The 23,118-nt window shown below is 34.9% G+C and carries 27 protein-coding genes and 1 pseudogene; 17 read left to right on the top strand and 11 right to left on the bottom strand.

Annotation, left to right across the window (positions count from 1 at the left end; all coding sequences use genetic code 11):
• Positions 1-205: 205 nt before the first annotated feature.
• From ONI09_RS06710 to ONI09_RS06670, 9 genes are all read left to right on the top strand, one after another.
• Entirely contained in the window at positions 206-502 is a 297-nt protein-coding gene (locus tag ONI09_RS06710; RefSeq protein ID WP_265014025.1) for a helix-turn-helix domain-containing protein, read from the top strand.
• A gap of 60 nt (positions 503-562) precedes the next feature.
• On the top strand, positions 563-970 hold the full coding sequence (gene rpoZ / locus ONI09_RS06705) for a DNA-directed RNA polymerase subunit omega (protein WP_007548528.1): 408 nt from the start codon (positions 563-565) through the stop codon (positions 968-970).
• A 28-nt stretch (positions 971-998) separates the two neighbouring features.
• Positions 999-1,244 (top strand): monovalent cation/H+ antiporter complex subunit F, encoded by a 246-nt coding sequence (locus ONI09_RS06700; protein ID WP_007548527.1) that lies wholly within the window; start codon positions 999-1,001, stop codon positions 1,242-1,244.
• A gap of 6 nt (positions 1,245-1,250) precedes the next feature.
• Positions 1,251-1,538, top strand: coding sequence for a monovalent cation/H(+) antiporter subunit G (gene mnhG / locus ONI09_RS06695; RefSeq protein WP_265014024.1), 288 nt, complete (start codon positions 1,251-1,253; stop codon positions 1,536-1,538).
• Position 1,539: 1 nt separating this feature from the next.
• Entirely contained in the window at positions 1,540-2,067 is a 528-nt protein-coding gene (locus ONI09_RS06690) for a DUF4040 domain-containing protein (RefSeq protein ID WP_015589497.1), read from the top strand.
• Positions 2,060-2,479, top strand: a complete 420-nt coding sequence (locus ONI09_RS06685; RefSeq protein WP_006279705.1) for a Na(+)/H(+) antiporter subunit B — start codon at positions 2,060-2,062, stop codon at positions 2,477-2,479. Before ONI09_RS06690 ends, ONI09_RS06685 begins: the two co-directional genes overlap by 8 nt.
• Positions 2,476-2,802, top strand: coding sequence for a cation:proton antiporter subunit C (locus ONI09_RS06680; RefSeq protein WP_253307288.1), 327 nt, complete (start codon positions 2,476-2,478; stop codon positions 2,800-2,802). Before ONI09_RS06685 ends, ONI09_RS06680 begins: the two co-directional genes overlap by 4 nt.
• A gap of 123 nt (positions 2,803-2,925) precedes the next feature.
• Positions 2,926-4,878 carry an RNA polymerase sigma factor RpoD gene (gene rpoD / locus ONI09_RS06675; RefSeq protein ID WP_265014449.1) on the top strand — a complete coding sequence of 651 codons (1,953 nt, stop codon included), beginning with the start codon at positions 2,926-2,928 and terminating at the stop codon, positions 4,876-4,878.
• A 140-nt stretch (positions 4,879-5,018) separates the two neighbouring features.
• Positions 5,019-5,984, top strand: coding sequence for an SGNH/GDSL hydrolase family protein (locus ONI09_RS06670; protein ID WP_265014023.1), 966 nt, complete (start codon positions 5,019-5,021; stop codon positions 5,982-5,984).
• A 183-nt stretch (positions 5,985-6,167) separates the two neighbouring features.
• On the opposite strand, the gene ONI09_RS06665 is transcribed toward ONI09_RS06670, so the two are convergent.
• The 5 genes and pseudogenes from ONI09_RS06665 to carB all read right to left on the bottom strand — a co-directional run bounded on the left by ONI09_RS06665 (position 6,168) and on the right by carB (position 11,459).
• Positions 6,168-6,317, bottom strand: a complete 150-nt coding sequence (locus tag ONI09_RS06665) for a hypothetical protein (RefSeq protein WP_265014022.1) — start codon at positions 6,315-6,317, stop codon at positions 6,168-6,170.
• Between the two features lie 15 nt (positions 6,318-6,332).
• Positions 6,333-7,192 (bottom strand): IS630 family transposase gene (locus tag ONI09_RS06660; protein WP_264705388.1). Its coding sequence is split into 2 segments (ribosomal slippage): positions 6,333-6,868 and positions 6,868-7,192, totalling 861 coding nucleotides; the frame shifts between segments, so codons are not numbered across the junction.
• A 62-nt stretch (positions 7,193-7,254) separates the two neighbouring features.
• Positions 7,255-7,708, bottom strand: a pseudogene (locus ONI09_RS07145) (IS110 family transposase); the annotation flags it as partial.
• A complete protein-coding gene (locus tag ONI09_RS06650; protein ID WP_080717592.1) occupies positions 7,705-7,920 on the bottom strand; it encodes a hypothetical protein in 216 nt (71 codons plus the stop codon). The pseudogene ONI09_RS07145 and the gene ONI09_RS06650, both read right to left, overlap by 4 nt.
• A gap of 164 nt (positions 7,921-8,084) precedes the next feature.
• Positions 8,085-11,459, bottom strand: coding sequence for a carbamoyl-phosphate synthase large subunit (gene carB, locus ONI09_RS06645; protein ID WP_265014021.1), 3,375 nt, complete (start codon positions 11,457-11,459; stop codon positions 8,085-8,087).
• 138 nt (positions 11,460-11,597) lie between these two features.
• Here carB and ONI09_RS06640 point away from each other — a divergent pair, with 138 nt between their 5' ends.
• A complete protein-coding gene (locus ONI09_RS06640; RefSeq protein ID WP_264705490.1) occupies positions 11,598-11,780 on the top strand; it encodes a WPE palindromic element domain-containing protein in 183 nt (60 codons plus the stop codon).
• 124 nt (positions 11,781-11,904) lie between these two features.
• Here the strand turns inward: ONI09_RS06640 and ONI09_RS06635 are convergent, their stop codons facing one another.
• Both ONI09_RS06635 and ONI09_RS06630 read right to left on the bottom strand, forming a co-directional pair.
• Positions 11,905-12,660 (bottom strand): SDR family oxidoreductase, encoded by a 756-nt coding sequence (locus ONI09_RS06635; protein ID WP_264707246.1) that lies wholly within the window; start codon positions 12,658-12,660, stop codon positions 11,905-11,907.
• Complete coding sequence (locus ONI09_RS06630) at positions 12,647-13,462, bottom strand: YihY/virulence factor BrkB family protein (protein ID WP_265014020.1); 816 nt, start codon at positions 13,460-13,462, stop codon at positions 12,647-12,649. The genes ONI09_RS06635 and ONI09_RS06630 overlap by 14 nt, the downstream gene beginning before the upstream one ends.
• Positions 13,463-13,597: 135 nt before the next feature.
• On the opposite strand from ONI09_RS06630, the gene ONI09_RS06625 reads away from it, so the two are divergent.
• From ONI09_RS06625 to ONI09_RS06615, 3 genes are all read left to right on the top strand, one after another.
• Positions 13,598-13,918 (top strand): TrbC/VirB2 family protein, encoded by a 321-nt coding sequence (locus ONI09_RS06625; RefSeq protein ID WP_015589492.1) that lies wholly within the window; start codon positions 13,598-13,600, stop codon positions 13,916-13,918.
• Between the two features lie 20 nt (positions 13,919-13,938).
• On the top strand, positions 13,939-14,295 hold the full coding sequence (locus ONI09_RS06620) for a TrbC/VirB2 family protein (RefSeq protein WP_265014019.1): 357 nt from the start codon (positions 13,939-13,941) through the stop codon (positions 14,293-14,295).
• 217 nt (positions 14,296-14,512) lie between these two features.
• Positions 14,513-14,833 (top strand): TrbC/VirB2 family protein, encoded by a 321-nt coding sequence (locus tag ONI09_RS06615; RefSeq protein ID WP_012673416.1) that lies wholly within the window; start codon positions 14,513-14,515, stop codon positions 14,831-14,833.
• An 809-nt stretch (positions 14,834-15,642) separates the two neighbouring features.
• On the opposite strand, the gene recF is transcribed toward ONI09_RS06615, so the two are convergent.
• The 3 genes from recF to ONI09_RS06600 all read right to left on the bottom strand — a co-directional run bounded on the left by recF (position 15,643) and on the right by ONI09_RS06600 (position 18,823).
• Complete coding sequence (recF, locus tag ONI09_RS06610; protein WP_182319834.1) at positions 15,643-16,722, bottom strand: DNA replication/repair protein RecF; 1,080 nt, start codon at positions 16,720-16,722, stop codon at positions 15,643-15,645.
• A gap of 16 nt (positions 16,723-16,738) precedes the next feature.
• Positions 16,739-17,206, bottom strand: coding sequence for a thioredoxin-dependent thiol peroxidase (gene bcp, locus ONI09_RS06605; protein ID WP_265014448.1), 468 nt, complete (start codon positions 17,204-17,206; stop codon positions 16,739-16,741).
• Positions 17,207-17,395: 189 nt separating this feature from the next.
• Positions 17,396-18,823 (bottom strand): sensor histidine kinase, encoded by a 1,428-nt coding sequence (locus ONI09_RS06600; protein WP_265014018.1) that lies wholly within the window; start codon positions 18,821-18,823, stop codon positions 17,396-17,398.
• A gap of 65 nt (positions 18,824-18,888) precedes the next feature.
• On the opposite strand from ONI09_RS06600, the gene ONI09_RS06595 reads away from it, so the two are divergent.
• The 4 genes from ONI09_RS06595 to ONI09_RS06580 all read left to right on the top strand — a co-directional run bounded on the left by ONI09_RS06595 (position 18,889) and on the right by ONI09_RS06580 (position 21,921).
• Positions 18,889-20,064, top strand: a complete 1,176-nt coding sequence (locus ONI09_RS06595; RefSeq protein WP_265014017.1) for an aspartate aminotransferase family protein — start codon at positions 18,889-18,891, stop codon at positions 20,062-20,064.
• Between the two features lie 14 nt (positions 20,065-20,078).
• The gene (gene rimM, locus ONI09_RS06590; RefSeq protein WP_038250708.1) at positions 20,079-20,585 is read left to right on the top strand and encodes a ribosome maturation factor RimM; all 507 of its coding nucleotides are present in this window, start codon (positions 20,079-20,081) and stop codon (positions 20,583-20,585) included.
• Between the two features lie 62 nt (positions 20,586-20,647).
• Complete coding sequence (gene efp, locus ONI09_RS06585; protein WP_265014016.1) at positions 20,648-21,214, top strand: elongation factor P; 567 nt, start codon at positions 20,648-20,650, stop codon at positions 21,212-21,214.
• An 8-nt stretch (positions 21,215-21,222) separates the two neighbouring features.
• Positions 21,223-21,921 (top strand): inositol monophosphatase family protein, encoded by a 699-nt coding sequence (locus ONI09_RS06580; RefSeq protein WP_264707251.1) that lies wholly within the window; start codon positions 21,223-21,225, stop codon positions 21,919-21,921.
• On the opposite strand, the gene hemA is transcribed toward ONI09_RS06580, so the two are convergent.
• Positions 21,913-23,115 carry a 5-aminolevulinate synthase gene (hemA, locus tag ONI09_RS06575; protein ID WP_265014015.1) on the bottom strand — a complete coding sequence of 401 codons (1,203 nt, stop codon included), beginning with the start codon at positions 23,113-23,115 and terminating at the stop codon, positions 21,913-21,915. The two genes, ONI09_RS06580 and hemA, sit on opposite strands and share 9 nt — an antisense overlap.
• Positions 23,116-23,118: the final 3 nt, after the last annotated feature.

The following is a 23,118-nucleotide window of genomic DNA, read 5'->3' as shown; positions in this document are numbered from 1 at the left end:
AATGGTTTTTTCAGATAGACTGATGGTAAAATGGTAATTTAAAATTACTAGAAATTTGATAAAAATATTAATATATAATCAACTTAAAGTTTTAAATATTGATATCATATAATTATTGACAAGTTACATGATATTAATATCTTGGTATATTAAATATTATGTTATAATGTTTAATAAAGTTAATTGATATCTGAGTGTGAGAATTATGGAAATAATATCGTTAAATAACTTAGACAGTGCAGGAATAAAAACAAAGTTGCTTTATATAATAAATAAAATTATAGAAAAAAATGCTTGGACTCAGGCTTTTGCAGCTGAGAAACTTGGTATTGGTCAGCCAAAGGTATCGCAAATTAAAAATGGTAAAATAGATGGTTTTTCTTTAGAGCGATTGTTAGGATTTCTAAAAAAACTTGATCATGAGATAACAATCACGATGACAGAAAGCCAAGAAATAAAATCTGAGGCAGAAAAAGTAAAACATGAAGTTGAATCGCAATAGATACAAAGTTGACAACTTGTTTTTTGTGATATAGTATAAAACTTATTAAGGTAGTATCTTATGGCTGAGTCTATTGTAGAAAAGTGTATAGAACGGGTAAGTAACCGTTTCAAATTGGTTCTGTTGGCAAGTCAAAGAACACATGATTTAAATACAGGGGCAAGTAATCCAATTCAAGCAGCTAAGTTTAAAGGTCATAAAAATACCATAGTTTCCTTACATGAAATAGCAGGAAAACAGGTGGATACTCATGAGCTGTTTAGCCTTTTGGTAGGTAGGTGCAAGGAATACATGAAAGGAAATATGAATAATGTTTACAGCAGTAATACAAGTAAGCTAGCGAATTTATTAAATTTTTCTGATAACACAGATCTTGATGCAAGTCAAGAAAGCCAAGATTATGAAGTGGATGGTGAAATAGATGATGAAATAAATGATCAAGATGGAGATGAAGAAGTATCCGTTTAGAAATCTACTGAAGTTACATAGTCTTTGAATGATTTGCATTGCTATCTATACACTGTTGTTCTGTATGAGTGTAATGTTGTGTTGCATAGTGTCTAAGTCAAATGATGTGTACAATAAGGTTTTAGCGTTCAATAATTTCTCAACGCAAGTAGTTGTACTTATAACAGCAATATCAATCATTCTGAATAATTTTTTTTTAATTGATATAGCATTATTGTATGCTAGTGTTAGCTTTATATCAACTATAGCACTAATGAGATTAATGTTGTTTTGATAATTTATGATAGGATCCATTTTCGTATTTTTAGGTATTTGTTTGATAATTATTTCAAATATAGGGGTGATCAGATTTCCTGATTTCTATACTAGGTTACATGCAGCAGGTATTACAGATTCTAGCGGTGCAACGTTATTGTTAATTGGTTTTGCTTTGCAGAATGGATTTTCAATCAATACTGTTAAAATAGTATTATTAATTTTTATAATATGGGTAGCTAACTCAACTAATAGCTATATTTTAGCGCGCACTCATTATAAAGTTAAGAAAAAAACTGTTAAAGAAGGCTAAGGTGTTAGAAATATTAAATGTAGTGTTACTTTTGTTGTTACTAACAGTTACGGTTTTTATAGTTTTCTCGCGACATTTAGTCGTAAGTGCTGTTCTAATGTGTGTATTTAGTTCACTGATTGCGCTTATATACTTAATTATGAATGCACCTGATGTTGCAATTACTGAAGCTTCTGTTGGTGCGGGGCTCAGTACAGTTTTTACGTTTGCAGCACTCTCCTTGATAAAGAATCATAAAGTAAATCTATCTCATAACCCTATAACGCTTTTTTTTATGTTATTTCTGGCTGTATGTTTGTCATATTTTATGATTCAATTGCCAGATTTTGGCAGCCACAATGCTCCGATCCACTTGCATGTTGCTCCTTATTATGTGGAAAATACCGAAAAAGCTACCGGTATTCCTAATATAGTGACAGCTATTTTGGCAAGCTTTCGTGGTTATGACACGTTTGGAGAAACTATAGTAGTTTTTACTGCTGCGCTTTGTATAACGTTGATATTAAAAGAAGAAAAAGAAAATGATTAAAGATCCGATATTAAATGCAGTAACATTTTTGATGATACCTTTTATCATTTTATTTGGTTTATACATACAATTTCACGGTGATTACACTCCGGGTGGAGGTTTTCAAGCAGGAATAATTATTGCCTCCGGGATAATATTATATTCAATGCTATTTGGTGTATCTACAACTCTAAAAGCAATACCTTATTCTGTGATTAGATTGACTAACGTGTTAGGTATTTTAATTTATGGAGGAACGGGCGTTGCAACAACTTTACTTGGCCAAAATTTTTTATCTTATGATATCTTGTTAACCAATAATAGAACCGGTCAAAAATTAGGTATTTTTTTGGTGGAATTAGGTGTAGCATTTACTGTCTGCTCCTCTATGTTAATTATATATATAAATTTTGCTCGTAGGAAAAAGCAATGACTTTATATAATTATACGATTATTATTGTATTAATGGTGCTAGGTTTATATATTATTATAAACGATAAAAATTTAATCAAGAAAATGATAGGGGTAAGCGTCTTCCAAGCATCTGTTTTGTTATTTTACATATCTCTAGGATATATAAAAAGTTCCTTGCCTCCTATATTGGTTTCAAATTTTTATTCATATAGCAATCCTATACCCCATGTTTTAATGCTTACTGCTATAGTGGTTGGAATTGCAACATTTTCAGTTGGATTATCCATAGCAGTAAAAATGGAAGAAAAGTATGGAACAATTGATCAAGACAAGTGTACATAAATTAACAGTATCTTAAACTATATGAAGTAACAAATAGCCACAAGTTAAAAGTAAAATTATAGACTTGCTCGTTGTAAGTTTGTTTGTTAATAAGAAATAAAATTATAAACTATAAAGGTAATGATGTCAACTATTAATGATGCAGAAGATAAGAAAAAAATTATCAAAGATCTGGTAACTAAGAGTATAAAAAAGGGTGGTTTTATCACCTTTGATGATATAAATGATAAATTATCAGATGAAAATTTTTCGTCTGACTTTATAGATGATGCTATATCTTTATTGCAGGATTCCGGAATTAATGTGCTTGAAAGTAGCGAAGATGAAGAAGATATTCCTTCCAACAGTGATGATAGTAAACTTGATGATGATGACACATCGCCAAATGTTACTGCAACTTTAGCACAAAATGATGATCCAGTGAGGATTTATTTACAAGACATGAGCTCCGTAAAGCTTTTATCAAGGGCAGATGAAATCGAGATAGCAAAAAAAATTGAATCTGAAAAGCATAACATGTTACGCGCAATAATTGAAACATCAGTAACATTAAAGGTGATAAAAGTATGGCGTGATGATTTAAGTAATGGAGCTCTCTTACTGAGAGAAATTATAGATCTGGATGCAATTTATAACTCTGATTTTAATGTGGTACCCAAAGAAGAAAGTGAAGAGAGTGAAGAAAGTGCTGAAGATGTTGAGGATTCTGAGGATGTTTCTGAAGATGCTGAGTACTGTAGTGATGATGAGAAAGATAGTAAAAAAAGTGATGATGAGAAAGACGGTAATAATGAAGATATAAGTTCAGTCAATTTAAATGTTTCTATTCTTGAAATGGAAAGTGACTTATTGCCAAAGGTCATAGTTGCATTGGATGAGATAATTACTTTAACAAATGAAGCGTTGATATTAAGAAAAAATTCTAAAAATTTCTCTAATGAGCTAGAAAATTTGTATAATCAAATATGGTCTATAGCATTACAAATTAAGTTAAGTGATGCTGCTGTTGCCAGAATTACACAAGAACTTTATAAGATAAATAGATCCATTACGCTTGAAGAGGCTAATCTTATTGCTGAGGCTAGAAAATACGATATCGATAGAGAAAGTTTCTATAAAGTTTATGATGACGTGCTTTTAAAGCACGAATTGAAAAAGATAAGTCTTTTAAAGATCAATGAAAATCAGTCCTCTTTTACAGGTGAATTAAAAAACAAATTTTTAAGGTTTATAGACGATAACTCTGAACATATAGCTAGTACCTTGAACGGTATTAAGCAGCATATACAGGAAGATAACGTACAAGAATTTAAGGAGCTAATCAAGAGAATACAAAAACACGAACGAGAAGTCTCTGAAGCAAAGCAAGAAATGATTAAGGCTAACTTAAGGCTAGTAGTTTCCATTGCTAAGAAGTATTCAAAAAGAGGCCTTGATCTGCTTGATTTGATACAAGAAGGCAATATTGGTCTTATGAAGGCCGTGGATAAGTTTGATTACAAACGTGGATATAAATTTTCAACTTATGGCACTTGGTGGGTAAGACAATCAATCACTAGAGCAATACCTGAGCAGTCTAAAGTAGTTAGAATACCAGTTCATATGGTGGAAATTATCAGTAAAATCAACAGAGCATTAAGAAAGATGACTCATGAGATGGGAAGAGAGCCGACGTTAGAGGAATTGAGTGTAGAACTGACAATGCCACTGGAAAGAATACGCAAAGTTATGAAAATAGCAAGGGATCCAGTAAGTCTTGAAGCTCCAACAGGAAAAGATGATAGTAGTACCTTTGGTGATTGTATAGAAGACAAGCGAGTCTCCAGGCCAGAGGATGCTGCAATACTTGCTGACTTGCGTGGCATTACAACCAATGTCCTTGCAACTTTAACACCAAAGGAAGAAAGAATTTTAAGAATGCGTTTTGGCCTTGGTAAAGATGGGAAGGAACATACCTTAGAAGAAGTAGGAAAAATTTTTAATGTAACACGTGAGAGAATTAGGCAAATAGAGGCAAAAGCACTGCGCAAGTTGAAACATCCAAGCCGTGCTAGAAAACTTAGAGGGTTCTTTTAAGTATACGTGTCAAGTTAAGAAGAAGCTGATTTTGCCCGGAAAAAGTGGAGAGCAAGTTAGGCCAAAGTTGTATAATTTCACCGCTATTTTTCTTTTTCTATGAATCTAATGAAACAACATGCTAATCTACGGTAAATATTATGACAAATAAAAATGACAATTCTAATTCAAAGTATAGAAATTTTTATGTTCTGGGTGATAGCTTATCCGATAATGGCGCAATCATTGGAATTTTAAATAATTTATCCTTTGCAAAAAGCGTAAAATTTGATGATCCTTTTTATCAAGGAAGATCTTTTAGCAATGGCCCTACTGCTGTTGAATATATAGCAAAATATTTAGATTTAGATGAATTTAAACCTGGGTGGAGTTATTCATTTTTTGGGAGATGCCACGAACAGCAAGGTCAGAATTACGCAGTTTCATATGCAACAGCATCTGAAATTTTTGACCCTATTTTTTCTTATTTCTTCAATAAATTTCGTTTAGCTAACCAGCTAGATGCGGTAATTAAACATCATCCAGATATAGGTAAAGAAGATTTATTTTGCATCATAATCCGCGGAAATGATGTTATGGTTGCCACTGCTTATGACGATACTAAAGCGGAAGAAGTGTTGGAACAAGCAGTGAGTGAAATATGTAATGCACTTAAGGTTCTAAATGAACATGGTGTTAAGCATGTAGTTGTTGCAAATGCACCTGAAGTTGGCTCAATACCAGCTTTTAATAGAGATGAAGAAGCAAGGGAACTAGCTACAAAGCTCACGGAGAGTTTCAATGCAAAACTGGCTAAAGGCTTAGATTATATGAAGAAAAGTACAAATCTTGAAATAAAAGCATTTGATCTTAACTCTAAAATGAGAAGTATGTTTAGCGAATACAAGAGCAAAGGTTTAAATTGTCAAGATGCATGCACATCGAACATTGCAGACCAAGTTGGGAGATTTAAAGAAAATATAAAAATACTCTTAAAGTTGATATTTAAAGGGGAACTTGACGTTCACTATAACCCTGGGTGTAGCAAAGAAACACTAAAGGATTATTTCCATCCAACTGCGGAACTTCATCATGAAGTTGGTAATGAAGTGTATGAGTTGATTTGACACAGTTTTTTTGAACATATCCTTTTAAATAGTAACCAGACTGCATTCTGTGATTTTTAGCAAAACACGATCTTTCATTTGAGCTTTCTTCAATTTAAAATAAATACAGAAAATTGCTGCCTATAGCTAAACTGACTTAGATTTACCGACAATTTGAAAAACCGTCATCCCGCTACTATATAGTTATTGATATATATATTTTCTTTTAAGCTCTTGGTTTTGATCGATAAATGTAATCATTTCATCTTCTAAAGTTTTAATTTGATTACGTAAAATTGCAAGAAGTTCCTCTATTTGTTTGATTATAGATGTATCAGTTATAGCATTTCTCATAATAGTCCAAACAGGTCATAGGAAGGCAGAATCAACAGCACGACGAAAGGATTCGAATAGAGGAATGTTTTTCCTGGCTCTGTTTTTTATAGCAAACCAATGATGCTCAATTTTGTTGAAATCTGGAGAATAAGGCGGCAGATACAAAATTTCTGCACCAACCCCTTTAGCAAGCTCGATAATCTTATCAGACTTATGAAAAGTAGCATTGTCAAGAATGACAGTCTGTCCAGGTTCCAAGATCGGTGTCAAAAATTGCTCAAACCATCCATTAAAAACATCCATATTACAGTGGCCTTCAAAGGTTAACGGAACAACTATCTTTCTTCCACTTAAGGCTGCAACCATACTGATTCGTTGAGTTTTCTTTCCAGATTTTAAGGCATAAAACCGCTGTCCTTTCTGGCAATATCCGTAGGGGTAGTCTTCGGTGTTATCAATGCCAGACTCATCTATATACACTAAGTTTTTAGGTTCTTTTGTCGCTATAATTTTCAAAAATTCAGCACGTTTTTCTTCGTTTCTTTCCTTGTATCCATATGTCTTTTTTTGCGCGTAAATCCAATTTTTTTAAGGGCTCGATAGATCGTTTGGATACTAACGTTGTTCCAAAGTTTAGCCATTTCCGATAGAGTCTTTCCTCCGTGTTCTCTGGCAAATTTGGCAAAGGTATCCCAGTCGGTAATTTTGTGATTGTAACCCCCATTTCCAAGTTTTTTTGATTGAAAGTCTCCTGTTTCTTTTCTTCTTTGCTGCCACTCCCATAAAGTAGTTCGTCCAATCTTAAATCTTGCTGCCACTGTTTCTCTGCTTTCTCCTTCGTCTAGCGCTTCCATTGCTTTTTTTCTTAAATCATAACTATATGCTGCTGGCATTCAACCTCCTCATCATCATCTATCCTTATCCTATCACATCCGGACTTTTATGGAAAGAGCTATACCTGTTGGATTTGGGTTTTTTGTATTTTTGCTATTTCTACAAGTTGGTTTCTACGAGATAATTTTTGTTTCAAGCAATCAATATTACCATTACTAACTGTTAAAGGAGTAACACGCATATCTGTATTATTAATATAACGTGAGATGATACTACAGTCTATTTTATCAGTTTTTGTAGTAATACCAAGGCTTTTAGCATAGTCTCTCCCACCTTGGTTGAATGACGTACACCTCAAAACCATTGCTTAGTAAAGTATAGGCACATAACTTTTCGTATCCACCAGTTGCCTCAAGACCAATTTTGGTTACATTATGCAAACGTAAAAAGTCCAGCATTTCACCAATGGATTGTACATTGTTTTCAAATATTTTATAATGCTCAAGTGGGTGAATGTGGAGATCTAATTTACTTTTGCTAACATCAATGCCAGCAATAATGTTTGATGAATTCATAATTCCTCCGTAATAATAACATATACTGCATTTTCCAGCCTTATATACGAGCCTAAAAGCTCAATCAGTTGTTCGGAACTTTCAGTATAATAAACCAGAGAAGAGAACCTTGCTGAACAACGATTCTTATAATCAAGGGGCGTGACGATTCCTCTTCTCTGTGTGTCTTTAATCTCACTACTTTGATATTTATAAAGACTTGTTCTTAACATATAAGGGAAGTGTCCTCTAGGTGAGATTGTGGAGCATTCGTTGCAGCATTTGGCTGTTCAATTACGCTAGTTGATTCTTTAGGTATACTATTTCCTTCAAAATTTCCATCTTTTTATTATGTTCTCTTTAGCATTTTGAGAGTGAATTATTCTAGTTTTGATATTTAAACGTTTTGTATCTGCTGTAATGATTTCACTTCCAGTTTGCTATTCTTTACATATTGAATTGCAAGCACTAACGCTTTACTTCCGGAAGCTGTGGTGCTGTAAGCTATATTTTGCAAAATAGCAGTTCTCCTGATATCTTTGCTGTCTGAGACTGACTTTACACCTTTTGAAGTATTAATCACTAAATTTATTTTTCCATCTTTGAGCATATCAACTATGTGGGGTCTGCCTTCTCTTACTTTATTTACAGCTTGTGCAGCAATGCCGTTATTGTTCAGATACGAAGCTGTGCCTTTGGTGGCATATATTTCAAAACTCAGTTCTTTCAACATTCGTGCAACTGGCAATATATACTTTTTATCATCATCTTTTACTGAAACCAGAGCTGTTCCTTCTGTTGGTAACTTGTATCCTGCAGCCATGTGCGTTTTTGCAAGTGCAGCTTCAAATGATGAGTCAATTCCCATCACTTCTCCTGTTGATTTCATTTCAGGACCAAGTAAAGTATCAACTCCTGCAAAGCGGGTAAATGGAAAAACAGCAGCTTTAACTGCAAAATGATTGAAAGGCTTGTTTTCCTGATTCAATTTTTTACCCAAAACAACCTGAGTGGCAAGCTTTGCAATAGGAATATTGATTACCTTGGAAATAAAAGGAACGGTTCGACTAGCCCTTAAATTCACTTCAAGTATGTATACATCACTAGACCTCTTGCATAACTCGATTTCTGAAGGCAATTTTGTCGTCAAAGCTTGTCTGCGCTCCTCAAATACATTCGAGTATTCTGTGGTGTTCATCTGCACTTTTCCTAAAGATTTCTCATCACAAACAGATTCTGCAAGAGGTCTATTCTCTTGAACAGCAAACTGAATGTTTATCAGACCTTTCACTTTTAATGCTAATGCTATTCTCTCAGTTTGGAGCTCGATCTCTTTTATTACTTCGTCACTCAATGTATTTGTCGGTATTGAGCATGTTGAATCGCCAGAATGAATACCAGCTTCTTCAATGTGCTCCATGACCGCTGCAATGAAAACTTTTTCCCCATCACATACAGCATCAACGTCAACCTCAACTGCATTGACTAAAAATTTATCAAGAAGCAGCGAACCATGCTCAAAGATTTTAGTTTGATCTAAGACGTACTCTTTAAAGCTCTGAGTATCGTGTCTAATCGACATGGATTGACCACCGAGGACATATGATGGCCTGACTACTAGTGGAAACCCCACCTTTTCTGCATTGGTTAACGCTTCTTCTACTGAATGGCAGATAGAACTTTCAGGTTGTTTTAAATTAAGTTGCAAAGCAAGATTTTTAAACCTCATGCGATCTTCTGCAAGGTCAATAGAATCAAACGAAGTTCCCAGAATTTTGAAACCTCTCTCGTTAAGCACTTTGGCTAACTTTAAAGGTGTTTGACCACCTATTTGAACTATTACACCAACCAGTGTGCCATTTTCTTGCTCTTTGCTTAGTATTTCAAGCACATCCTCTGCAATCAGTGGGGCAAAATATAAACGATCAGCGGTATCGTAGTCAGTTGAAACAGTTTCTGGATTACAGTTGATCATTATTGTTTCATACCCCATTTCTTTGGCGGCAGAAGCTGCATGTACGCATGCATAATCAAATTCAATACCTTGACCAATGCGGTTTGGACCACTTCCTAAAATGACAACCTTTTTTCGGTCAGAAATGTCCGCTTCGCATTCTGTCCTATTTGTAATGTTTCCCTCATAACAGCCATACATATAAGCAGTGCTCGATTCAAATTCAGCTGCACAGGTGTCTACACGCTTATAAACTTGTTTGATGCCAAATTTTTTTCTTGTTTCTTCGATTTGCTCTACTTTCTTATTGCTTAATTTCGCCAATCTTGCATCTGAAAATCCCATTTTTTTCAGCTCTAACATTTCATATGCAGTTCCAGGGAGGCCGTTTTCCTTGATTTTTTGTTCAGCCAAGATGATTTGCTGTATATTCTGCAAAAACCATAAGTCATAACCTGTAATTGAATTTATTTCTTCTATGCTAATTCCATGACGCATTGCATCAGCAGCAATCAGCAATCTGTTTGGTAGCAATTTTGCTAATTGAGATCTGATGTGATCAATATCAGTATTTTCAGAAAACACTTCATCAAGTCCCGTGAGCCCAGTTTCAAGCGAGCGAAAAGCTTTCTGCAGCGACTCATTAAAAGTGCGGCCTATAGACATTACTTCTCCCACCGATTTCATGGAGGTTGATAATTCACAATTCGTCCCCTTAAATTTCTCAAATTCAAAACGAGGAATTTTAGTGACGATATAATCAATCACTGGTTCAAATGCAGCAGGTATAACTGGAGCGCAGTCATTACGTATTTCATCGAGCGAATAGCCAATAGCAAGTTTAGTTACAACTTTTGCAATGGGATAGCCTGTTGCTTTCGAAGCAAGTGCAGAGGAGCGAGAAACCCTTGGATTCATTTCAATTACAACGAGGCTTCCATCTTCTTTAGGGTTCACTGCAAACTGAACATTTGCACCACCGGCACTAACGTCAATTTCCCTCAGCACTGCTATAGATGCATTTCTCATTTGTTGATATTCAGCATCACGCAGAGTCAAAGCAGGAGCAACCGTAATACTATCTCCGGTGTGCACTCCCATTGGATCAACATTTTCTATCGAACAGACTATTATGCAGTTATCTTTACAATCGCGGATAACTTCCATTTCATACTCTTTCCAGCCGATAATTGATTCATCTATCTGAACTTCATTTATTGGCGAAATTTTGAGAGCACTTTTTGCGATATTGAAAAACTCCTCTTTATTATATGCTATGCCACTACCTGCGCCACCAAGAGTGAATGATGAACGGATGATTGCTGGTAATCCAATGTAATCCAAAGCCTTTCTTATTTGTTCTTGATTTTTTATAATGATACTTTTGGGATATTTCAGTCCTATTCTATCCATGGACTGACGGAATAACTCTCTATCCTCTGCTTTTTTTATTGCTTCTCTATTTACCCCTATTAATTCTACGTTGTATTTGTCTAACACTCCATCATCTGCAAGTTTTATTGCGCAATTGAGTGCTGTTTGCCCGCCCATTGTTGGCAATATTGCGTCTGGCCTCTCCTTAATTATAATTTTCTCTATGATTTCAGGCAGTACCGGCTCAATATAAGTTGCATCAGAGAATTCAGGATCTGTCATTATAGTTGCGGGGTTGGAGTTAACCAAAATGACTTTATAACCTTCACCTTTTAATACTTTACAGCTTTGCGTTCCAGAATAATCAAACTCGCATGCCTGACCTATAACTATTGGGCCTGCTCCTATTACTAATATAGATTCTATATCTGTGCGTTTCGGCATAATTACAATAACGGTCTCTATTCAAGTAATGTTACCAATCTTTCCTGTATATGTGAATTTTTATTAAACCTATTAGCTAATTACTTTTAGGCTTGACGCATAACTGTACGAACATTGCAATTTGCGTGGCAGATTCCAGTGCTTGACACACAGCTGTACAAACATTCATTTTTGAAGGTAAATTGCACAGCAAATGATGTCATTCAAGTAGCTGACACTGGTTCCTTTATGACGGCAGTGCCCAGAGGTGTCATCCCAGTGCCCAGACACTGGGATCCAGAAAACTTAACTTTAAATAAGTGGCTGCATAATAAAGACTAGATTCCAGACTGGAATGACACCATAGAGGCACTGGGATGACATCCTTCCTAGTGGAGATTACTCTCAAATCACAATGTTCATACAGTTGTGGGCTTAACGGTATCTTTGCAGATACTATGGTAATTTATTCGGGAGATTTGCTGAGCGGTAAGATTTGTCCTGATGCGCTGCAATCTTCAGAAGCTAACTCCACAAATTTGTCTGTTAGGTCATCAGGTGACACCAATTCAGATCCAGGAAATGCCTGCTCACTACCCACAGGTCCTTCCGTGTATACAGCATTTACACATAATTTTGTATGCTTTGTTTCAGATGCATATATTTGCACCATTATTTCTAGTGCAACTTTACTTGCAGCATACGGCATCCAATATGGATAAGAGGAAGGAGAAAGTGTCACTTCTGAGGTCATGAATATCGCTCTTCCAGCATTAGACTTTTTTAGCATTGGATCTAAGTTTTTTAGTAAGTACCAATTGGCAGTAAAATTTGTATTCATTACGTTCTGTAGCTCTTCAATCTCACAGTCATGAATGGGGTTCAGTTTGCCTAAAATTCCAGCACACGCAACTAATATATCAAGTGCTCCAGATTCTGATAATTTCAGGCTTTCTATCATGTTTGTCAGTATCTTTACATTCTCAAAGTCTAAAAGATCAAGCTGAATTAGTTTCACAGAGCCTTCTTTAAATTCTTCAAGCTCTTCAATTTCATTATATAGTGGCTTGAGATTATCAAGAGATCTTGAAATCAGAATCACACATGCACCTTCTCTTATAAACCTTTTTGCAACAGCAGAGCCTATTCCACCTGAAGCTCCGGTGATTAAAGCTACTTTACCTTCTAACTTACCCATTTCTTTCTCCTTAGCGAGATCCATTGAAATATTTTAGCTGAAAATTGAATTTTGCTCCATATATAAAAATCAAACTTAGCATATAAAAAAATAGTAATGACACTACTACACCACCTAAACTTCCATATATCAAATCCAGTTGGTCAAAGGAAGCTTTTAAGTATTGCTTAAAAGCTGAAGCAGAAATCGTCCAAAGAATAACAGCTACACAAGATCCAGGAAATACGTCTGATAAATTTTGTTTTATGTTTGGTAACATAAAATATAGCCAAGAGACTACTGTGAAAAGTACAAATTCAATAAGTAAATACCTAGTATAACTTAGCCCCCGATAGGAAAAATCAATTAGCATTGGTACTAGTGTAGAAAACACTATAGTTAGAGTTATAATAAGCGTGATTACTAAAAATTGTAATATACTTAGTACTCTTCTTAATATATAAGGCGGCGAAACCGGAACTTTATAGGCCTTATTGAGTATTGTTCTAAGCCCTTCAATTGTCGATGAAGCGGTCCAAACAGCACCTACAATTGCTAAAGTTAGTAAGCTTTGCGGCGGGCCTGATATTATCTCCCTAATACGCGGCATCAAAGATGATAAAATATCCTGTGGCATGTTATCAATGATAAATACCCAGCCAATGTTGTACTGGTCTAAAAAATTTGCGAATGTTGACGCCACAGCCATTAAAACGATGAGAAAAGGAAATATTGATAACAGAATTAAAAATGATAAATACCCTGCATGCTCCACTCCATCATTATGAATTGTGTCAATCAAAGCACGATAAAGGCAATAAACGATGCTGTAAAATTTCTGTAGCACTGTAATATAGACGAACCAAGAAAAGTATTCTAAATGAAATAAAGGATACTTTTAAGCAAAAAATCCTCACCATTTACTTAAATTTAATCAAAGTGAAGGATAATCCAGCATTAAATAGAAATTATCGGAGGCGTAATGAAAAATTTTCTTCTACTTGTGGCTTTAATTCTCTCCTTTGCATTTGATGCAAATGCTGCAAATACTTTTGTTGATAAAAATGATACAACATCATCGGTGATATGCAAGATAATAGGCTATACTCACGGCATAGGTGGACCGATGATCACAATAGTGATAATTGGTGCAGCTTTGCTTGCGATATTCGGCAGAATGCCATGGCCAGCGCTTTTTGCACTCGGTGCGTTCACTGCTGTGTTTTTTGGCGCTCCTGTGGTCGTTTCAAAAATAACACCAGGAGGTGTGATTTGTAAAGACGGTGCAGTAGCGGATAAGTAATAGAAATTATTGGAGGCATAATGAAAAATTTTCTTTTACTTGTGGCTTTAGTTATCTCCTTTGCGTTTGATAATGTTTTTGCTAGCAGTGTTACTGATGACGCAACGTCAAACACAATATGCAAAATAGTAGGCTATACTCACGGCATAGGTGGACCGATGATCACAATAGTAATAATTGGTGCAGCATTGCTTGCAATATTTGGCAGAATGCCGTGGCCAGCGCTTTTTGCACTCGGTGCATTTACTGCTGTGTTTTTTGGTGCACCTGTAGTTGTTTCAAAAATAGTACCAGGCGGTGTGATTTGTAAAAATGGTGCAACTGTTTGCCCTGATGGTACCAACTGGGATACAAGTACAGGAGCGTGTAAAAAATAGGCGCTGCAGATTTAGAAAAGCATTAGCTAAACGGTGCTTCTTAAAGGAGCACCATTATTCCACAATTGTATAAATGTTGTCCAAGTGAATAACACTGAGATCCGGGAATTTTTATAAACTGATAGGATGACAAATTTACTAGAACCCTTACCATTTACTCAAATTTAATCAAATTGCAGAATAATCTAACTTAGGACAGAAATGATTGGAGGGTATAATGAAAAATTTTCTTCTACTTGCGGTTTTAATTTTCTCCTTTGCGTTTGATGCAAATGCTGCAGATGCTTTTGTTGATACAAGTGATACAACATCATCAGTGATATGCAAGATAATAGGCTATACTCATGGCATAGGTGGACCAATGATCACAATAGTGATAATTGGTGCAGCGTTGCTTGCAATATTCGGTAGAATGCCGTGGCCAGCGCTTTTTGCACTCGGTGCATTCACTGCTGTGTTTTTTGGCGCTCCTGTAGTCGTTTCAAAAATAACACCAGGAGGTGTGATTTGTAAAGACGGTGCAGTAGCGGATAAGTAATAGAAATTATTGGAGGCACAAACGTAGTTTTCTTTACTTGAAAGTGGTCAAGCTGACCACTTTCAGTGTCTATGAATACCTAATAAATTCTCTTTCTGTAATCATATCAGTTAAAGTTTAGATTCCAGCGTCACGCGCTGGAATGACAAGGCTTATCGTCATGCCGCCGCATACCGTCATACCGCGATTCATTCGCGGTATCTCATCAGCTAACAAGCAGCGGAATAACGGTTGTCGTTTAGCTATGAATATTAAGAAATTTACCAAATAAAAAAAAAGGCAAAAGAAGCCCCGTGGTTGGCTAATTACTTACATTATACTTTCAAGTATGGCGTTTTTTTATTCTAAACGCTTAATAACCGCGATTCAGATGCTTTTAAGCCGCAACTAATCTAAATTATAAACATTAAGAAATTTACTGAGCGAAAAAAAAGGTAAAGAAACCCTAGGGTGGCTAGCATTCAAATTCTCCCTTGTCAATTTGACGTTTTTTGCTGTCTTAAACGCTTTGTAAGCGCGTTTCAGCTTATATAGGTAGAAACCTAGAAGTTTTATAAAGACATGAGGTGCACATAGTGCAAAAATTAAGCATGATTTACGCCAAATACATTAAGTTTTTTGTCATTAATCCACTGCAGAGATTGCGAAGATAAATAAATAGCTTCAGTTTCATGATAAGGGGACTGGCGAAGTTTGTAAAGTAACTTTTGCATTTAATTTAAAGTAAAAAAAACAGAAATGTTTTGGTTTGAGGTTTAATTGCCGGAATTTACAATTGGGAGTTGCCTGTATGAGCTTTGAAAGAGGTACTATTCATTTGATAATTCAAAAAACTTGAAAGAATAAAGATAGCTATTGAAATTATCTTGATTTACATCAGTTATCCAAGTTTGACATTGAATACTTAACACTTCCTCCATTAACGCCTTTCTGTAATGTTTATCCAGATGAGACATTATATCATCAAGTAGAAGAAGTGGTGCCTTATTGTAATGAATACACCTTGCTTTTACACTGGATAAAATAATAGAAAGCAGTAATAACTTTTGTTCTCCAGTGGAGCACAGATTTATTGGTACGTTTCTTTTTTGACAAAAAACCCGAAAATTATCGTTATGCACACCAAAGGTTACTCTACCAGTCAATGAATCTTTTTCTCTGTTTTCCTTTAGACGATTCTGAAAATATTCTGCAGTATCGTCCAAAGTTAGCTGGCTGCTGAATTTCAAACTTGCCTTCGGAAAAAACTCACTGGAATGGTTATCAATTGTGTCTTGTAGTGTCTTTAAAACAGACGATCGCATACGTAAAATACTAACTGCATTAACGGCCATTATGTTTTCAAGACTAGAGAGCCAATTTTCGTCCAAGGTGTTCTCTCTTAACAGTTTACTTCGCTCACGTTTAGCTTTTCTGTGTTTCATGTAGCAGCAAGTGTAATTTTCCTCAAACAGTGAGACTATACGGTCTAAAAATTTTAATCTGTCACTTGGAGAATTAAGAAGAACATAGTCCATTTGTGGAATCAGCCATATTACATTGGATATCTTATACAAAGATGAATAACTCGATTGCGTTTTTCCATCAATTTGTATTAGTTTCTTATCAAAACTCTTTGCGATACCAATTGAATTAAAATCCATTCCATTAAAAAAATCATAGTGCACTACCCAATCTTCATTACTGAATCTATTTTGTATCTCACTGGCTTTTGCTTTTTTCATTCCATTGCTTTTAGCAAGCAACGAGATTGCTTCAAGTATATTAGTTTTACCAATACCGTTTTTGCCAGTTATTACAACTGAGCTATCATCTGAATCCAGTTCAAAGTTTGAGTGGCTACGAAAATTATGTAATTTCAGCTTTTTTATGTAGCAATGGGTAGCCATTAACCTATTCTTTAGTTTATATTCTCTTTACTTCTTCCAGAACCTCATCAACATGTCCACTAACTTTTACATTTTTCCAGATCTTCACTATTTTACCTTTTTTATCTATTAAAAAAGTAGTGCGTTCTATTCCCATATACTTTTTGCCAAACATACTTTTCTCTACCCAAACACCATATTTTCCCAACATTTCAGCATTCTCATCAGAAACTAAAGAAAACGGCAGAGAATATTTTGCTTTGAAGATAGTGTGACATCTAACACTATCTTTTGATATACCAATTATCACTGTGTCAAGGAAAGAAAAATCATCTATTTTATCTCTAAAGCCTTTTGCCTCCATTGTACAACCCGGAGTATCGTCTTTAGGATAAAAATAAAGAACTACATTTCTTTTATCAAAAAATTCACTCAGTGATAAATTTTCACCAGAATCTGCTGGCAAGCTAAAATCGGGTGCATTATTTCCTACTGCTAATTCCATACCTTGCTCCATTAATAACACTTCCATCTATAGTAGTATATTGTAGTCAGAGTATCAAATTTTATATATAGCTAACAGATAAGATTCTTGATGGGGGCTTATTGATGAATTTCTGCCTACCTTCTCGGCTTGCCGCTTTTGATAAAGTGTGGTTTTCGTCTGATGTAAGGCCATATCAAATAGATCCTATTAAAAATCAATCGAATCTTCACATGTTTGTTCTTCATAAAAGAAGTTCAATGTTATCGTAGTACCAAGTTTTGCTTCACTTTTAATGTCAAAAGTTCCACCCATTAACTCTACTAATTTCTTGCTTAGCGGCAATCCGATGCCCGTACCTTCGTTTCTATACCCCGAATCTGCTTGGCCAAAAACAGACATAACTTTATATATGTCCTGCTGCATTATTCCTATTCCATTGTCATGAAACTCAATAGTTAATAAGTTTTTTTCTATATTTTCTTTTATCACCATTCTTATTAAACCATCTTTGGAAGTAAACTTGATTGAGTTTGATAATAAATTTATTATAACTTGTTTCATTCTCTTGGGATCTGCAATGACTAATAATTGTTTATTAGTCATCTCTTTTGTTAAATTAATCCCGGCTTCTTTTAATTTAGGTAATAGCATATTTACGCATGAATCCATTATTTTGTTCAGGTTAAACTTCACTTTTTCTACTGTTAAACTACTTGATTCAGCTTTAGAAAAATCGAGCACATCATTAATTAAGGTAAGTAAGTGTGTTCCTGCATTATATATATCGTCTGCATACTCCTTGTATTGAGAATTATCCATTGAACCTAAAGTTTTATTTTTGACCAACTCCGCAAATCCAATAATAGCATTAAGAGGTGTGCGTAATTCGTGTGTAACGCTTGCAAAAAACTTTAGCTTGTTTGCATTTTCTTGCTCTAATGTCTCTTTTATCTGCTGTAATTCAATGTTAGTTTTATGTTGCTTGGCTAGCATTTGGGTATTAGAAAAGTGCAAATAGAACATTATTAATATTAAGATTATTAATAATAGGCCCAAAAATGTTAAAAACAGGCCATATGCTATAACATAAGAATTATTGTAGTTTCGAAGAATCTTCAAAAAAAACGACGGTTTAACGCTATTTTCATGGAATATAGGGAAAATAGAAGTTAATGTATTTCCTGTAGTATAAAATATTTCTTGGTTACTTAATAGTTTATCAATTTCATCGTTTGTAAGTAACTGTTCATAATCATAATCTTGAGTGTTAAAATTACTGAATATTATTCTGCCGTTTTGATCATACAGTATTAAGCTGAAATCCTTTACTTTGCTCACTGATTGTAATAATTCAGCACGTAGTTTTACTAATTGGTTTATGTAGTCAAAATTTTTGTATTTAATGTGATGCTTTTCTATTAGTAAATAATGGTATTTTTTTATTATGCCATTTTCCAGTACGCTTTTTAAGTTTACACTTGAATCACGGTAAGAAGAAAGGAAATTACTTCTTAGTAAATGATTACAATATATCACACTGAATAAAATCATAAAGATCGATGAGAGTAATACAATAACTTTTGTGTATTTGTTTTTCTTCAACGCAGAAAACATCAATTTACCTAGCTTATACATATCCTTCTTATTGTGAAACAACGGTTTTTATGTTATTAATAATAAAATTTAGCATATAATATTTTATGACAATTTCTCCTATTTTGCCAGTTTATTCTCCTGTTAATATAAATTTTTCTCATGGCAAAGGTATCTACCTATATGATGTTGATGGTGAGCGCTACGTAGATTTTCACTCCGGAATAGCCGTTAGTAGCTTAGGTCACGCTAATTCGCGATTAATTAGTGCTCTTAAATTGCAAGGAGAAAAATTATGGCATATATCAAATACCTATAATATACCTGCTGCCAATAATTTTGCAGAAAAATTAATAAACAACAGTTTCGCTGACACTGTATTTTTCTCAAATTCTGGATTAGAGGCAGTAGAATGTGGGCTTAAGATTGCTAGGATCTATCAAAATGGAAAAGGCAATAAAAATCGTCATAGAATTTTAACATTCCATGGTGCATTTCATGGAAGAACCTTTTTAACTTGTGCTACAAACGATAAACAGAAATTTTCTGAATTACTAAATCCCTACATTGATTGGTGTGATAACATCGAGCCCAATATTGAGAGCGTAAAGAAAGCAATTTCAAGTGGTATAGGCGTTATATTAATAGAACCAATACAAGGGCAAGGTGGTATCAAAGTAATGAATGAAGTCTTTATGAAAGAACTAAGAAAGCTGTGTGATGAAAATGACATATTGTTATTTTTTGATTGCGTGCAATGCGGTGCTGGCAGGACAGGAAAATTATTTGCATACGAACATATAGGAGTGGAACCTGATATATGTGCTCTTGCAAAGGGAATAGGCGGCGGGTTTCCGCTAGGGGCTTGTCTTGCGACTGAAAATGCTGCTAAATATATGGCGGTCGGTATGCACGGTTCCACTTTTGGTGGCAATCCGCTTGCAACCTCAGTAGGTAATGCTGTGCTCGAAGAATTGCTCAGCCCCGGCTTTTTGAAAAATGTTGAAATTAGAGGTAAATACTTAAAAAATAAACTAGAAGACTTAGCAAGTAAATTTCCAATAATAGAGGAAGTAAGAGGAAAAGGGTTAATGCTTGGAATAAAAGTGAAAGCAGACAATCAAAAGTTTGCAGAAGAGTTAAGTCATCGCGGCTTGCTTACTGTTGGGGTAACATCAGATAACGTTGTGAGAATTTTACCTCCACTCATTATCACTGAAAAAGAGATTGATGAAGGCATCGAGATTTTGACTCAATATTTATCTGAGAAATCTTCTGATTAGATACTTGCATTAATATGAACGACAATCTGGTATGCTTAGGAATTATTACCTCTCCTCACGGAATTAAAGGAGCTGTTAAAGTAAAAACCTTTACTGAAAAGCCTGAAAATATCTTCTTATATGGTAAGCTAATAAGTGGTGATGAGAATTATAAAATAGACTCAGTATCCGTCATAGGTGATAATTTAGTAATAGCTACAATAAGCGGAGTAAATTCCCGTAATGAAGCAGAGCTTTTAAGGAATAAGAAGCTATATATAGAAAGAAGCAAGTTACCAGAGCTAAATGATGAGGATGAATTTTACCAAAGTGACCTTGTAGATATGGAAGTAAGGCTGAAAAGTAATGAATTATATGGCTATGTAAAATCTGTGTATAATTTCGGCTCAGGGGATATATTAGAAATTTTAGTTATCAGCACAAAAAAACGTATTATGCTGTCTTTTACTAAAGAGATATTTCCACATATAAATATAAAGGGGAGGTATATAGTATTAAATATACCAGAATTTATTGACTAATAAAGACTTTGATATTTATATAAAGCTATTTATAATTGTAAGATCAAACTGAAAATGTAATTATGGCAGAAAGAGCTAGCGATATTAGACCAGGTCAGGTGTTGGAACATAACGGCGGATTATTTTTGGTTGTAGGTATTATGCATACTCAACCTGGTAAAGGTGGTGCATACATACAAGCTGAAATGAAAAATATCAAGACCGGAGCAAAACACTATGAAAGATTTCGTTCTGATGCAACAATCAGAAGGGCAATTTTAGATGAAGAGGAATATGTTTACCTTTTCACTGAAGGAAACATTGTAAATCTTATGCATCCAAGTAATTACGAGCAAATCACTATAAATTTGGACTTATTGGGAGAAAAAAAAATTTATTTACAGGATAACATGAAAATTAAAGTTGTAGCTTATCAAGACAAAATAATTTCTGCGCATGTGCCTGATTATGTTACACTTGCTGTGAAAGAAACAGAGTCTGTTATTAAAGGACAAACTGCTACTGCTTCTTATAAGCCTGCAATTTTGGAAAACAGAATGCGCGTTAACGTGCCTCAATTTATAAAAGAAGAGGATAAAATTGTAGTATATACTCCAGGTGACAGCTATTATGAAAGAGTGAAAGAGTAAAAGGAAGAATGTCCATCTCATCACCACGAATTAATGTGATGCTTGATTCTGTGCATAGTGCTTCCAGGCAGCTTATGCGCGATTTTAATGAATTGCAAATTTCTAATGTTAAATCAGCAGACTTCATTAATAAAACTTATTCAAAATCCAAGCAAACCATATACGATTGCTTGCACGACTACAAACGAGACTATGGGTTTATTTCCGAAGATGATACTGACCAAGAAATAAAAGATAACGGTTATACTTGGTTTATTATGCCTATAGAGGGCAGGGAGAACTTTTCTAGTTGCATGGTTTATTTTGCAGTATCAGTCTGTCTCATTCATAAAAATAAAGTTGTGGCAGCTGTAATTGATGCTCCGGCTCTTAGAGAAACTTTTTGGGCAGAAGAAAAGAAAGGTGCTTTTCTTGAGGACTTTAGATCTCGTCATATAAAAATGCGGGTGAAAAGCCGTGAAGGGGGTCTAATAGATGTAAGTGGTAATTTATTAAATAAATTGCTGCCTGGCAATAGTAATGTACGCTCCATCGGTTCAACAATTTTAGGCTTTGCGTACCTTGCAGCAGGAAGGCACAGAGGAGCAGTTTACTCTGGAGTTAACAAATATAAAGCCTTGCTCGGTAGACTTTTTCTGCAAGAAAGCGGTGGAAGGCTAACGGAAGACAACGGATTGATTATTGCTGGCGATATTAAATTAGGATAAACAGGCTACAGAGATAGACAACTTTTCGAAAACTTTTACAAGAGATTCTGTTAAATGTTCTATCATTTCATCAGTATGATAAGGTGTAGGGGTAATACGGAAACGCTCAGTTCCTCTTGGCACTGTTGGATAATTTATATGTTGAACGTATATTCCATGCTCATCAAATAATAATTTTGATGCTCCTTTGGATAACTCTGGGTCGCCAATTATTATTGGAATTATATGAGTTTCTGTTGGAATGAAGTTAATTCCTGTATTTCTCAGTGAGTTTTTTACTTTTTCAACGACTTGCTTTTGCTTTTCCCTTTCAATGTTGCTCGATTTTAGGTGTTCAACGCTTGCCTTTGCTGCCGCTGCTAAAACAGGCGACATAGCAGTGGTGAAAATAAATCCTGGAGCGGAACTTCTTATTACATCTACCAAGCTCTTTGAAGATGCTATATACCCACCCATCACTCCAAAAGCCTTCGATAGTGTACCTTGAATGACGGTTATTCTATCCATCAGGCCTTCTCTTTCTGCAATTCCGCCACCATGTAAACCATACATGCCAACTGCATGCACCTCATCCAAATAGGTGATTGCATTATGTTGATCTGCAAGATCGCATATCGTTTCAAGCGGCGCTACATCGCCATCCATTGAATATACAGATTCAAGTGCTATTATCTTTGGTGTTTTTGTGTCTACGGATTTTAACAACTGCTCTAAGTGATCAACATCATTGTGTTTAAATATATGTTTTGGTCTTTTTCCTGATTTTATGCCTTCTATCATTGAAGAATGGTTCTTCTCGTCTGAAAAAAATACTACATTTGGGATAACAGACGATAAAGTGCTAAGTGTAGTCTGGTTAGCAAGGTAGCCACAAGCAAAAGTTAGAGCAGCCTCTTTTTTATGCAAACAAGCTAAGGATTTTTCAAGCTCGACAACCTCTTTTGTTGTACCAGATATATTTCTTGTTCCCCCCGCACCAATTGATGAATTTTGAATGGCGGCAATAACTTTCTCGTTTTGTGACATTCCTAAGTAGTTATTACTGCACCAGACGATTACTTCCCTATTTCTTTCATAGTCCATAATGTGGGGGAACCTACCTGGCAATGACGCAAAGTGCGTAAATTCACGGTAGCGCCCCTCATCTTTTATATCTTTTATTTTATTCAAGAATATTTCTTCGTAGTTTACCAAGTC

The sequence above is a fragment of the Wolbachia endosymbiont of Drosophila pseudotakahashii genome, from assembly GCF_026015925.1.
Taxonomy (GTDB): Bacteria; Pseudomonadota; Alphaproteobacteria; order Rickettsiales; family Anaplasmataceae; genus Wolbachia; species Wolbachia pipientis.
The sequence above is the reverse complement of the archived record's forward strand: the minus strand, read 5'-3'. Positions and strand labels throughout refer to the sequence as shown.

Coding starts and splice junctions, on each gene's coding strand:
- recF (WP_182319834.1), bottom strand. CDS start 16,722: ATGGCTACCCATTGCTACATAAAAAAGCTGAAATTACATAATTTTCGT.
- ONI09_RS06625 (WP_015589492.1), top strand. CDS start 13,598: ATGAAAAATTTTCTTCTACTTGTGGCTTTAATTCTCTCCTTTGCATTT.
- ONI09_RS06670 (WP_265014023.1), top strand. CDS start 5,019: ATGACAAATAAAAATGACAATTCTAATTCAAAGTATAGAAATTTTTAT.
- ONI09_RS06650 (WP_080717592.1), bottom strand. CDS start 7,920: ATGTTAAGAACAAGTCTTTATAAATATCAAAGTAGTGAGATTAAAGAC.
- rimM (WP_038250708.1), top strand. CDS start 20,079: ATGAACGACAATCTGGTATGCTTAGGAATTATTACCTCTCCTCACGGA.
- ONI09_RS06620 (WP_265014019.1), top strand. CDS start 13,939: ATGAAAAATTTTCTTTTACTTGTGGCTTTAGTTATCTCCTTTGCGTTT.
- ONI09_RS06580 (WP_264707251.1), top strand. CDS start 21,223: ATGTCCATCTCATCACCACGAATTAATGTGATGCTTGATTCTGTGCAT.
- ONI09_RS06595 (WP_265014017.1), top strand. CDS start 18,889: ATGACAATTTCTCCTATTTTGCCAGTTTATTCTCCTGTTAATATAAAT.
- ONI09_RS06635 (WP_264707246.1), bottom strand. CDS start 12,660: ATGGATCTCGCTAAGGAGAAAGAAATGGGTAAGTTAGAAGGTAAAGTA.
- ONI09_RS06685 (WP_006279705.1), top strand. CDS start 2,060: ATGATTAAAGATCCGATATTAAATGCAGTAACATTTTTGATGATACCT.
- ONI09_RS06600 (WP_265014018.1), bottom strand. CDS start 18,823: ATGTATAAGCTAGGTAAATTGATGTTTTCTGCGTTGAAGAAAAACAAA.
- ONI09_RS06680 (WP_253307288.1), top strand. CDS start 2,476: ATGACTTTATATAATTATACGATTATTATTGTATTAATGGTGCTAGGT.
- ONI09_RS06615 (WP_012673416.1), top strand. CDS start 14,513: ATGAAAAATTTTCTTCTACTTGCGGTTTTAATTTTCTCCTTTGCGTTT.
- rpoZ (WP_007548528.1), top strand. CDS start 563: ATGGCTGAGTCTATTGTAGAAAAGTGTATAGAACGGGTAAGTAACCGT.
- ONI09_RS06710 (WP_265014025.1), top strand. CDS start 206: ATGGAAATAATATCGTTAAATAACTTAGACAGTGCAGGAATAAAAACA.
- bcp (WP_265014448.1), bottom strand. CDS start 17,206: ATGGAATTAGCAGTAGGAAATAATGCACCCGATTTTAGCTTGCCAGCA.
- carB (WP_265014021.1), bottom strand. CDS start 11,459: ATGCCGAAACGCACAGATATAGAATCTATATTAGTAATAGGAGCAGGC.
- ONI09_RS06665 (WP_265014022.1), bottom strand. CDS start 6,317: ATGAGAAATGCTATAACTGATACATCTATAATCAAACAAATAGAGGAA.
- ONI09_RS06700 (WP_007548527.1), top strand. CDS start 999: ATGATTTGCATTGCTATCTATACACTGTTGTTCTGTATGAGTGTAATG.
- rpoD (WP_265014449.1), top strand. CDS start 2,926: ATGTCAACTATTAATGATGCAGAAGATAAGAAAAAAATTATCAAAGAT.
- efp (WP_265014016.1), top strand. CDS start 20,648: ATGGCAGAAAGAGCTAGCGATATTAGACCAGGTCAGGTGTTGGAACAT.
- mnhG (WP_265014024.1), top strand. CDS start 1,251: ATGATAGGATCCATTTTCGTATTTTTAGGTATTTGTTTGATAATTATT.